Here is an 11,837-nt window from a genome sequence, read left to right on the forward strand (position 1 = left end):
TGTCCCCCATCACCTCGCCCCGTCTGCGAGGCGGCGACCGATGATGGCCCGGGCCGCCTCGACGGCAGTGAGCCGGGCGGTGTCCAGGCGGAGGTCGGCCTCGGGCCAGGGGGCGTAGTCACGGTGCTCGATCTCCTGCCAGTCCGGCACCTCGAGGCCCTCGATGTCGCTGCTCCGCTGCTGGACCCGGCGACGGTGCTCGGCCTTATCGGAGCAGATGAGCTCGACGGCAAGGAACCGGCATCCCCGGACCGAAGCCGTCTCCTCCCACAAGCGGCGGGTGACGGGCAGCGGGTTGACGCATTCGACCAGAACGTCACCGCCCGAGGCCAGGACGTCTCGGGCGACGGCGGCGGCCGCGTAGTAGCCGGCGCCTCCGGGCATGCCGGGGAGCATCTCGCCGCTGTCCCGCAGGGCCTGCTCGATGGAGTCGATGCGCAGCCAGGTCGGCGGCCCATCCGGCGACTGCGACTCTGCCCGCAGGCGCAGGATCTCCCGGCACACTGCGGTCTTGCCGACCGCCGGCAGTCCGCCGACGACGGTCAGGGGCACCGTCAGTACCCGGCCATCTGCTCGAGGCGGGCGATGCGCTTGTCCATGGGCGGGTGGGTGGAGAAGAGGTTGCGCAGGCTCCCGAAGGGGTTGGCGATCATCATTGAGGAGACCGGCTCAAGGCGCGGGTCCTGCCCCATGGGCACGCGGGAGATGCCCGACTCGAGCTTGCTGAGCGCGCTGGCCAGGGCGAGCGGGTCCTGGGTGAGCTCGGCGCCGTCGTGGTCGGCGTCGTACTCTCGGGTCCGGGAGATGGCGAACTGGGTGATGGTGGCGGCCAGGGGCGCCATGAGGGAGAGCAGCAGGACGACGATGATGTTGCCGCCGTCCCGGTCGCGCCGGTTGCCGCCGCCGAACCACAGGGCCATGGTGGCCACCGAGGAGATGACGCCGGCGATACCCGCGGCCACCGAGGAGGTGAGGATGTCGCGGTTGTAGACGTGGGAGAGCTCGTGGCCCAGGACGCCACGCAGCTCGCGCCCGTTGAGGAGCTGGAGGATGCCCTGGGTGCAGCACACGGCGGCGTGCGAGGGGTTGCGGCCGGTGGCGAAGGCGTTGGGGCTCATCGTGGGGGCCACGTAGAGGCGCGGCATGGGCTGGCCGGCTGCGGCGGAGAGCTCACGCACGATCGCGTACATCTGGGGCTGCTGGGCCTCGGTGACCTCGATGGCGCCCATGGAGCGCACGGCGATCTTGTCGGAGTTCCAGAAGGCGTAGGCGGTCTGTGCGACACCGATGATCGGCAGGATGAACAGCCAGATGGATGAACCCGTCCCACGCGTCAGCGCGTAGCCGAGCAGGAGGAGCAGGCTCCACATACCGCCGAGGAGGGCGGCGGTCTTGAGACCGTTGTGGTGGTTGGTCCATGTCATGGATGGAGACTATGGGACGAACCTGTGTCCCACCTATGTCCACCGGCGCGTGCGGCCATTGGCGGATCGGGGAATAACGGCTAGGCTCCGCGCGGCTCAGACGGGGCGCGGGCTCAGCCGCGCGGGACCACTCGAGCGGTGCTGAGGCCGCAGTCCAGGTAGCGCAGGGCGGCGCGGAAGTCGTCGGGATGGAAGGTGGTTCCCGGCGCCTCGCGCACGAGGGTCCAGTACTCCCCCATCGAGTCGACGATGGCGTACCCGGTGTCGCGGAAGCCCGCCCGTTCGTAGAAGGCGAGCCGACGGCGACGCTCGTCGGCGTTGTCGGCCTCGGCGATGACCGGCTCAATGTCGAGGACGATGGTGCAGCCGGGGTGACGGCGCTCGAGCTCGGCCAGAAGGCGGGTGCCCAGGCCGCGTCCGCGGACGGCATCGTCGACGACGACGTAGAAGACGTAGAGCAGCCGGGAGCCGGGACGACGCACGGTCCAGGTCAGGGCGCTCGGGTCCGGCGAGGCCGCCTGGGCGGGGTCTGCGGGCTCGTCCCACCAGGCGACGAGGTCGATGCCGCGCCGCAGGCTGAGCAGGTGGATGAGGGCCCAGGGCAGGCGCTCCTCCTCGGGAAAAGCGCGCCGGAACAGGTCGTGCGCCCAGCGGTCCGGCCCGCTCGCGGGACGAATGCGCCGGGTTCTCATCGTCTCAGCCCAGCAGATCGGCGACGTCGGCCGTGGGGATTCCCAGGGCCTCACCCACGCCCGTGGTGTACAGGGCGCCGGCGTGAGTGCTCAGGCCGCGGGCGAGATCGGGGCGGGCCGCGATGGCGCCGCGCCATCCGTCGTCGGCCAGAGCGAGCGCGTAGGGCAGGGTGGCGTTGGTCAGCGCGTAGGTGGAGGTGTGCGGGACGGCGCCGGGCATGTTGGCCACGCAGTAGAAGATCCTGCCGTCCACCTCGAAGGTGGGCTCCGAGTGGGTGGTGGGGCGGGAGTCCTCGAAGCAGCCACCCTGGTCGATGGCGATGTCCACCAGCACGCTGCCGGGCCGCATGGTCTCCACCATGGTGCGCGTGACGAGGCTCGGGGTGCGGGCCCCGGGCACGAGGACCGCGCCGATGACCAGGTCCGCCCCGGCGCAGGCCTGCGCCACGTCGAGCTCGGTGGAGAAGCGGGTGCGGATGGCCCCGCCGTCGATCTCCTCGATGCGGCGCATGCGCGCGGGGTCGACGTCGAAGACGGTGACGTCCGCGCCCATGCCGGCCACGACCCGCGCGGCACTCAGGCCGGCGGTGCCGCCTCCCAGGACGACGACGTTCCCGCGCCGTACCCCGGCGGCCCCGCCCAGCAGGACACCGGCCCCGCCGCGCGGGCGCAGCAGGGCGTCCGCACCGACCTGGGCGGCCAGGCGCCCGGCGATCTCGGACATGGGTGCCAGGAGGGGCAGGGCGCCGGCGTCGGTCTCGACGGTCTCGTAGGCGATGGAGGTGACCTGCTTGGCGAGCAGCTCCTCGGTGAGGGCGCGGTCCGCGGCCAGGTGGAGGAAGGTGAACAGCAGCAGGTCCGGGCGCAGGAACTGGTACTCCTGGGCGATCGGCTCCTTGACCTTGAGGACGAGCTCGGAGTCGGCCCACAGGCCGGGGACGTCGTCGGTGAGGGTGGCACCGGCAGCGGAATACTCCGCATCGGGGATCGAGGCCCCCTGGCCGGCACCCGCCTGGACGGTCACGGCGTGTCCGCGCCGGGTGAGCGCGTGGACGCCGGCCGGCGTGATGGCAACGCGGAACTCGTTGTTCTTGATCTCGGTGGGAACGCCGATTCGCATGGTTCTACCTCCGGGGTGGTCGTCGTGAGGGGTCGGATTGACGAGTGTCGACCGGGACCGGCGGCAGGGCCACCGAGCCCCGGCTCAGTCGACCAGCCGGTGGGCGACGCGCTCGGGGACGCGGTCCGCCTCGGGCTGGCCGATGAGGTCCTCGGGGACCTCCGTGGAGCGGGAGATCGCGGTCATGGCGTCACGGGAGACGACCTTGACGCGCTCACGCGGCTTGGAGGCGCCACCCGTGACAACGACCTCACCGTAGCCCTCACCGAGCTCGCGCTCATAGGCGTCCAGCAGCTCCCACCCCTCCCAGTTGGTGAAGGGGATGCCGCGGGACTCCAGCAGGGCGATGAGGGCGTCGTGGCCGACCTGGGCCTCGTCGTCGGTCTCGGCGTGCAGGAGGCCTGCGTTCGCGTCGGCCACGAGGTTCGTGATGGTCTCCTGCGCGTCGGACTTGGTGGAGCCGATCAGCCCCACGGGGCCGCGACGGATCCAGCCGGTGGCGTACAGGCCGGTCAGCGGCTTGCCGTCCTCGCCGAGCACGCGGCCGCCCTCGTTGGGCACGACGTGGCGCTCGGCGTCGAAGGGCAGTCCCTCGATGGCGCTGGAGGCGTATCCGACGGCGCGGTAGACCGCCTGGACGGGCCAGTCGCGGTACTCGCCGGTACCGGTGACGTTGCCGTCACCGGTCAGGCGGGTGCGCTCGGTGCGCAGGCCCACGACGTGGCCGTCGTCATCGGTAAGAACCTCGTGGGGGGCGGAGAAGAGGTGGATGTGGATCCGGTGGGAGGCGGTGAGGTCCTCCGGCTCCTGCATCGCGTAGCCCTCGAGGGCCTTGACGACCTGACGCTGCTGGTTGGAGGAGGCCAGGGCCGCCTGGGAGCCCTCGTCGTACTCGAAGTCCTCCTCGTCGACGATGACGTCGACGTCGGCCTGCTTGCCGAGCTCGCGCAGCTCCAGCGGGGTGAACTTCACCTGGGCGGGGCCGCGGCGGCCGAAGACGTGCACGTCGGTGACCGGCGACTGCTGGAGGGTGGCGACGACGTTTGCCGGGATCTCGGTGGTCATGAGGTCGTCGGCGTGCTTGGCCAGGACACGCGCGATGTCCAGGGCCACGTTGCCGACGCCGATGACTGCGACCTCCTTGGCGCTCAGGTCCCAGGTGCGCGGGTGGTCGGGGTGACCGTCGTACCAGGAGACGAAGTCGGCACCGCCATGGCACTCGGGGGCGTCGACGCCGGGGATGTCGAGGGGGGCGTCGGTGTCAGCCCCGGTGGAGAAGACGATGGCGTCGTAGTGCTCGTGGAGCTCGGCCACGGAGATGTCGCGGCCGACCTCGACGTTGCCGATGAGGCGGATGTCCCCGCGCTGGAGGATCTTGTAGAGGGCCACGATGATCTGCTTGATGCGCGGGTGGTCGGGGGCGACGCCGTAGCGCACCAGGCCGTAGGGAGCGGGGAGCCGCTCGAACAGGTCGATACAGACGTCCAGACCCGACTTCGAGAGGATGTCCGAGGCGTAGATGCCTGCGGGGCCTGCTCCGATGACGGCGACATTGAGAGGACGTGCGTTCACTGTTCTTCGTTCCTGATTCAGGGGACGTGGTCGTGGCGCCCGCGCTTCCGCTGCCCGGAGGGCCGGCTGGTCCAGTCCGGGACGACGGCAACGACGGCGGGGCACCGCGGCACAGTCTATGGAGGAAGGGCGGCCCTCCCCCAGGGCGCGGGCAACATCGCCGCTTTGAGCCGCGTCACGTCGGAGAGGCACCGGCGGGACCGGACGGTGAGTCCTCCACCGGGGAGCCGATCAGGACGGCACGGCGACCCTCATCGACCACGCCCCCTTTTGAGCGGCAGAGACACTACGCGTTGACGACCGGGATGTCAGTAAGGCGAGCAACGACTCGCTCTTGCGCATAAACGTACTCACCTGGAGGCATGTCAATCGTGATGCTGTCCTCGCCGACGTCTGGCCACACAACCGGGAGGGACTGGGAAGCCCCAGGCTCGAGACTGTACACAAAGTTATTCGCCAAGGGAACTCGATTCCCATTGGGGTACGCATAGTCCGCCTCCAGATGCCTCAACCCACCACTGAGAATGGTTAAGCTACTCACGTAGAATACTCCATCCAGCCCACGCGTCTCCATCATTCTTCCCGGCAAAGCAAAGGAAGCAGTCGGCATGTCGACCTTTCCTTTAGAGGTGAGCACTACCTTTCCGGTCAGGTAGCCCCCTACTCGAACTACATGGTCAATCGTCATGCGCATGGTCTTACCGCCGACCTTCACGTCGACGCCCTCGGGACCCTTACCCACAGGGCCTGCCGGGTCAGGCACGGTCGCCGACGACGGTGCCGCACTCGCACTTGGTGACGCACTGACCTCAGCAGCCTTCGACGGCGTCAGCGTGATCTCCACACGGCGATTGATCTGTCTGCGCTCATCGGAGTCATTCGGCACCCGCGGCGAGGACTCCCCCTTACCCGAGACCGACTCCTTCCACGTGGACAGGTCCGTCAGCTTCTTGAGCCGCTCCGACACCGCCTTGGCCCGCCGCTCCGACAGATCCTGGTTATGCGCATCATCAGCCACATCATCGGTATGACCCGTGATCGTCAGATCCCCACCAGAGGGATACTTCTTGATCTGCTCCACCACATTCGCCAACACACTGTCAGCCTGAGCCGACAGCTGATCAGAGTCACTCTCAAAAGTGACATCCCCAGCCACCGTCACCGTCGTCGACTTCTCATCCTGCTTCGTATCCGACGACCCATCCATCGACATGGTCGCCCGCTCGAGCTTGAAAGGACCAGGGTCGGGACCCTGAAGGTTGGCCTTAGCGATCACGTCATCGACATTGAAATCCACCTCCGACTCCTTCACCACAGGAACACCGACAACAACACCCATGTTGGGAAGCAGCATCTCCACAGACTGCACTCCATCATTCAGAGCGCTGAAAACAGGGAAAGCATCCTTCGGGGCACCTTTTGTGACCGCACCGGAGAGGTCTTCCGTGTTCCTCCCCAGCTCGACGTAGACCAGACTCTGCTCCAGCGACATCATCTGGACATCAGCAGTCGTACCGACGTTTTCCGTTAGGGCGAATGCCTGGGAAAGGTACACATCTTCTTTTGAGTCGGTAGAGATGTGAAACCTCGCCACCGTGTGCTTTCCCTTCACCGCGACCGGCCCGACCTCCACCGTCAGCGGAGCACCTTGATACTCCGTACTGAGCACCACCCCGCCATGGGGACCAGGCGAGGTCGCGACAGCTGCACGTGGGGACGCAGCCCCCGAGCTCTTCCCCGAGGAGGTAGCCCCCAAGCTCTTCCCTGAGGAGGCGACGCCGTCCTTCTTGAGCGCCCCGCAGCCTGCTAGGACGGCCCCCGCACCAGCCAGGGCGGGCAGGGTGAGGGCACCGCGGCGGGTCAGTCGGGTACGGGTATCGGGCGACAGCGGCGTGGAGGACGGCATGTCGGGAACCTTTCGGCGCATTGGGAACACGTACGAGACACCTTATACGCCGCGGTCCACCGCTCACGATGAGGAACTACCGGTCTCTCCCCATCAACTCCGCATCCCCCATGGGGAGTCATGGGTAGTTGCGAGACCTCTTCAGTCTTCGGGGCGGTCTACTCCACGATGGTGGGGACTACTGGCAAAGGGTCGTGCGTACTGCACGAACCCCCGACCTACGTGGAGTACACCCAACCCTCTGTCTTGTCTCCTCACTTCTGAGACATATGAGCGTCGAGACTTCTGAGACACTCGCTCGGGCAGGAACCCGGGGCGGGCTGGTTGTCCTGGAGGCGACCGTGGGCCGATGGAAGAGACCTGACGGGGCGCCAGTGTCCATGGCGCTGACATCAACACCGCACCGACGCGCACACCGAAGAAAAAACGCAGGATTCCAACAATCCCCGCCGGCCGCATCGACGGCGGGCCCGTTGATGTCAGCGCTGTGGACGCCGAGCCGCGGGCCTGATCGACTCCGCGAGATCATGGCGGCGGGGTCCAGCGCCCTCACCCCGGCGCCGGCCTCACCTTCCCCTGCCTGGCCCCTTCCGGCTCCCGCACAGGGGCCCGGAGATCATGGTTCAACGCCGACTCCGGCCCACTCCCACCCCGAGTCGGCTACTCCACGAGGGTCGGGATCTACTGGCCAGGGGTTGTGCCTACTGCACGAAAGCCCCAGGCAACCCACCCAACCAGTGTCTCAGATGTCATGACATCCGAAACTCTCAGAAGTCATAAGTTAATACGGTCGGCCGGTCAGGCAGCCCGGTCCACGAGGATGCGGGCGAAGTCCTCCATGGCCGCACGCACCTGTGCCACCCGCTCACCGGCGTCGGCCAAAGCCGCCGCGGCGGCCTCGCCCTCGATGCCGGCCCGGGCCAGGCGCTGCCGGGTCCCATCAAGAACGGCCTCCTCGAGCCCTTCCAGGCCCTCGGCCGCCTGAGCGGCCCAGGCCATGGCCATCTCGCGGGTACGCGCCAGGACGGGGTGCTCACGCAGGCGAGCGACGACATCGGCCAGGAAGGCGTCGTCGGACAGGTCACCGGTGGACAGGCGCGAGAGGATGGCCTGGCCGGCGGCATCGAGCTCGCCGGCCGCCAGAGCCTTGCGCAGAAGCAGCACCGGCATGGTGTCCACACCCTCACGCAGGTCGGTGCCAGGAGTCTTGCCGGTGGTGGCCGAGTCGCTCATGAGGTCGATGACGTCGTCGGCCAGCTGGAAGGCCACGCCGATCCTCTCGCCGAACTCCTCCACGATCTGCTCGGTGCGCGCACCGGCATCGGTGAGCATAGCCCCGTACCGAGCGGACACCGCGATGAGGGATCCGGTCTTGTCCGCCAGGACCTGGATGTAGTGGTCCACCGGGTCGGTCCCCGAAGGGCGCGGCAGCGTCTCGTGGAGCTGACCCATGCACAGGCGCTCGAAGGTCTTGGCGTGGGCCATGACAGCCTCCGGGCTGAGGGCCGCCACCAGCTGGGAGGCACGGGCCACGAGGACGTCGCCGGTGAGGATGGCGGCGGAGTTGCCCCACACGGTCTGGGCACTCGGGGCGCCGCGGCGCAGTGGGGCCTCGTCCATGACATCGTCGTGGTAGAGGGTGGCGATGTGGGTCAGCTCCACGGCCACGCCTGCGTCGCGGATCTCCTCACCTGTGGCCAGGGCCGGATCGCCGAGCTGGGCGGTCAGCAGGGCCAGCACCGGGCGCAGGCGCTTACCCCCGGCCTCGGCCAGGTGCGAGGTCGGCGGGTTGATGGTCTCGTCGGCGCTGGTGACCACCTCCATGAGGCGGTCCTCTATGGCCTGGAGAGCGGGAACGATGCGCGCCTCCAGCTGGGGCGCGCTCAGCGGCAGTGATCCGATCACGGAAGGAGCATAGCCGTACGGTCGAACAGGTCGAAGGCGGCCTGCGGCAAAACCCCGAGCCCGATTGTTGCTATCACCGCAACGCTGACCGCCAGGAGGATCGGGCCCTTGCTGGGCACAACCACTGAGCGCTCGCCGTCGGGCTCATGGAAGAACATGAGGACGATGAGTCGCATGTAGAAGAAGGCGGTCACGGCCGAACAGACAACGGCGAGGATGACGAAGGGCACCCCGTTGCCGCTCAGCCCGGTGGCGAAGAGCCGGAACTTGGCCATGAACCCGGCTGTCAGGGGCACGCCCGCGAAGGACAGCAGGAAGACGGTCATGGCACCGGCCGCCCAGGGGCTGCGCCGCCCCAGGCCCTTGAAGGCCTCCAGGTCACCGTCCTCGCCGCCCACGGAGCCGCCGCGGTTGGAGCGCACCAGGGCGATGATGCCGAAGGCGCCCACGGTCGCGATCCCGTAGGTCAGGGCGTAGAAGCTGAGCGCGGAGATCGCCGCCTTGGAGTAGGCGAGGATCCCGATGAGCATGAAGCCGGCGTGGGCGATGGCGGAGTAGGCGAGCATGCGCTTGACGTCGCGCTGGACCACGCCGACGACGGTGCCCACGAGCATGGTCAGGGCCACCACGGCCCACAGAGCGGGGGCCAGGTCCCAGCCCATGGCGCCGGCAATCATGTAGTAGAAGCGCACGAGGGCCAGGAAGGCCGCGGCCTTGACCCCGGCGGCCATGAAGCCGGTGACCGGGGTGGGGGCGCCCTGGTAGACGTCCGGGCTCCAGGCGTGGAAGGGCACGGCCGCCACCTTGAACAGCAGGCCGACGATGACCAGCATGAGACCGGCCAGAATGAGCCAGTCCTGCCCCTGCACGGTGCGCACGGCATCGCCAAGAGTCTTGTAGTCGACGGCGCCGGCCACCCCGTAGAGCAGGGCCGAGCCCATGAGGAGGAAGGCTGAGGCGAAGGCGCCCAGCACGAAGTACTTCAGTGCCGCCTCCTGGCTGAGCAGCCGGCGATGGCGGGCGGTGGCCGCCAGGATGTACAGCGGCAGGGAGATCATCTCCAGGATGACGAACAGCGTGATGAGGTCGCTGCTGGCCCCGAACAGCATCATGCCGCCCAGGGAGAACAGGGTCAGGGGGAAGATCTCGGTGGTGGTCCACCCTGCCAGGAGGGACTCGGTCTCCTCCGCGCTACCGGGCCGGTCGGCGGCCTGGGCCGCGAAGGCCCCGTCGCCGACGGCGGTGCGGTCGGCCATGACCAGGACGGCCAGCAGCCCGATGACCAGGAGGATGCCCTGGGCGGCGATGGAGAAGGGGTCCTCGGTCAGGCCTGAGGACATCCGGGCGCCCGGCAGGAAGCCCTCCGCGCCCTGGCCCTGGTAGATGGCCTCGACGGCGGCCCCGGCGGCCTTGACCTCGCCCCAGCGCAGGAAGAGGAAGACCCCGGAGGCCAGGATGGCCAGAAAACTCAGCGTGGCCTGGACGGCCAGTCGGGCGGGGCGGGCGATGAAGGCCTCCACGAGGACGCCCAGGACACCGGCGCCCAGGATGATGAGCACCGGCGTCAGAGCATCCCAGTTGACGATCGGGGCAGTGTCTGAGGGGCTCACTTGGCGTTCCCTTCCGTAGCGGTGGAGGCAGTGGGCGATTCGGCAGCGCCGTCGGCACCGGAGTCGCCGGCAACGACTCCGGAGGCGGCGTCCTGCGGGGCGCGGCTCACCGTGAGCGTGACCTGTCTGGCGACGTCGTCGAGCGCGTGGGTGAGCGCGGCCGGGGCCAGGCCGAGCGCGAGCATCGCGGCGATGATGGGGACGACGACGAGCCGCTCTCGCCCGTCGAGGTCGGGGCTGCCCACTCGTTCGGGAGCAGGCGCCCCGGTGAAGACCCGCTGGTAGGGCAGCAGCATGTAGACGGCGGCGATGACGACGCCGACGACGGCCGCGCCGCCCAGAGCCAGTGAGACCGAGAACGTGCCGGTGAGCACCATCCACTCGGGCACGAACCCGCTCAGGCCCGGCAGGGCGATGGAGGCCAGGCCGCACACGAGGAAGGTGCCGGCCACCAGCGGCATGACTCGGGCGATGCCACCGAGCTCGCTGATGGCGACCGTCCCGGTGCGCCGGGCCATGAAACCGGTGACCAGGTAGAGGCCGGCGATGGACAGCCCGTGGGCCACCATGTAGACCATGGCGCCGTTGGCGGCGATCTGGTTGCCGATGAAGATCCCCAGGACCATGAAGCCGAAGTGACTCACGGAGGTGTAGGAGATGAGCCGGTAGAGATTGTCCTGGGCGATGGCGGCCAGGCCCCCGTAGATGATGGAGACGACCGCCAGGACCAGGATCACCGGGGAGGCCCAGCGCGAGGCCTCGGGGAAGATCGGCAGGACCAGGGTGATCATCCCGAAGGTGCCGATCTTGTCCAGGATGCCGATGAGCAGCACCGAGGTGCCCGGCGTGGCCTGCTCGGCGGTGTCGGGCAGCCAGGTGTGGACCGGGACCAGGGGCGCCTTGATGGCGAAGGCGATGAAGAAGGTCAGGAAGATCCAGTGCCCGGCACCGGTGGAGACGTGCAGGTTGGCGGCCACCGAGTCGATGAGGAAGCTGGGGGTGCCGTCCTTGGCGGAGTGCAGGGAAACCGCGATGACACCGATGAGCATGACGAGCCCGCCGGCCAGGGAGTACAGGAGGAACTTCAGGGCGGCGCGCTGGCGATTCTCCCCACCGAAGCACCCGATGAGGAAGTACACCGGGATGAGCATCGCCTCGAAGCAGAGGTAGAACAGCAGCAGGTCACGGGCCGAGAAGATAACGACGACGAAGAACTCCAGGGCCAGGACGAGCCCGGTGAACAGGCCCTGGCGGTCGGCGGGAACCTCGCCCCAGGAGGCGAGCAGCACCAGGGGCGTGATGAAGCCGGCCAGGAGCACCATGGCCAGTCCCAGGCCGTTGACACCCAGGGCCCAGGAGGCGCCGATGGCGGGGATCCACGAGTGGGTGTCGGCCAGCTGGACGGTGCCGGCGTGGCCGAGGTCGAAGGCGCTCAGCGCCCACAGGCCCAGCACGAGGACGGCCAGGGAGAACACGAGGCCCACGGCGCGGGCGTGGAGCCGGCGCAGCGGCGGGACCAGCCACAGCAGGAGCGCCCCGGCCAGCGGCACGATCGCCATGACGGTCAGGACGGGCAGCGATGCGGGAAGAGTCGGCATGTGTCGTGTC

The 11,837-nt window shown here is 68.6% G+C and carries 9 protein-coding genes; all 9 read right to left on the minus strand.

Translation table 11 applies throughout. From position 1 onward, the window contains the following. Positions 1 to 9: 9 nt before the first annotated feature. The 9 genes from BQ8008_RS08415 to BQ8008_RS08455 all read right to left on the minus strand — a co-directional run bounded on the left by BQ8008_RS08415 (position 10) and on the right by BQ8008_RS08455 (position 11,827). Complete coding sequence (locus BQ8008_RS08415; protein ID WP_108833622.1) at positions 10 to 552, minus strand: AAA family ATPase; 543 nt, start codon at positions 550 to 552, stop codon at positions 10 to 12. Between the two features lie 2 nt (positions 553 to 554). Then, complete coding sequence (gene htpX, locus BQ8008_RS08420) at positions 555 to 1,424, minus strand: zinc metalloprotease HtpX (protein WP_108833623.1); 870 nt, start codon at positions 1,422 to 1,424, stop codon at positions 555 to 557. A 113-nt stretch (positions 1,425 to 1,537) separates the two neighbouring features. Beyond that, positions 1,538 to 2,116 (minus strand): GNAT family N-acetyltransferase, encoded by a 579-nt coding sequence (locus BQ8008_RS08425; RefSeq protein ID WP_108833624.1) that lies wholly within the window; start codon positions 2,114 to 2,116, stop codon positions 1,538 to 1,540. Positions 2,117 to 2,120: 4 nt separating this feature from the next. Beyond that, a complete protein-coding gene (ald, locus tag BQ8008_RS08430; protein WP_108833625.1) occupies positions 2,121 to 3,236 on the minus strand; it encodes an alanine dehydrogenase in 1,116 nt (371 codons plus the stop codon). A gap of 84 nt (positions 3,237 to 3,320) precedes the next feature. After that, the gene (locus BQ8008_RS08435) at positions 3,321 to 4,808 is read right to left on the minus strand and encodes an FAD-dependent oxidoreductase (RefSeq protein WP_108833626.1); all 1,488 of its coding nucleotides are present in this window, start codon (positions 4,806 to 4,808) and stop codon (positions 3,321 to 3,323) included. Between the two features lie 286 nt (positions 4,809 to 5,094). Beyond that, entirely contained in the window at positions 5,095 to 6,477 is a 1,383-nt protein-coding gene (locus tag BQ8008_RS08440) for an OmpA family protein (protein WP_234415305.1), read from the minus strand. 1,035 nt (positions 6,478 to 7,512) lie between these two features. Continuing rightward, positions 7,513 to 8,619 (minus strand): polyprenyl synthetase family protein, encoded by a 1,107-nt coding sequence (locus tag BQ8008_RS08445; protein WP_108833628.1) that lies wholly within the window; start codon positions 8,617 to 8,619, stop codon positions 7,513 to 7,515. Next, complete coding sequence (gene nuoN / locus BQ8008_RS08450; RefSeq protein ID WP_108833629.1) at positions 8,616 to 10,229, minus strand: NADH-quinone oxidoreductase subunit NuoN; 1,614 nt, start codon at positions 10,227 to 10,229, stop codon at positions 8,616 to 8,618. The genes BQ8008_RS08445 and nuoN overlap by 4 nt, the downstream gene beginning before the upstream one ends. Then, on the minus strand, positions 10,226 to 11,827 hold the full coding sequence (locus BQ8008_RS08455) for an NADH-quinone oxidoreductase subunit M (protein WP_108833630.1): 1,602 nt from the start codon (positions 11,825 to 11,827) through the stop codon (positions 10,226 to 10,228). Before BQ8008_RS08455 ends, nuoN begins: the two co-directional genes overlap by 4 nt. Positions 11,828 to 11,837 lie beyond the last annotated feature (10 nt).

The organism is Actinomyces sp. Marseille-P3109 (genome assembly GCF_900323545.1).
In the GTDB taxonomy this organism is placed as follows: Bacteria; Actinomycetota; Actinomycetes; order Actinomycetales; family Actinomycetaceae; genus Actinomyces.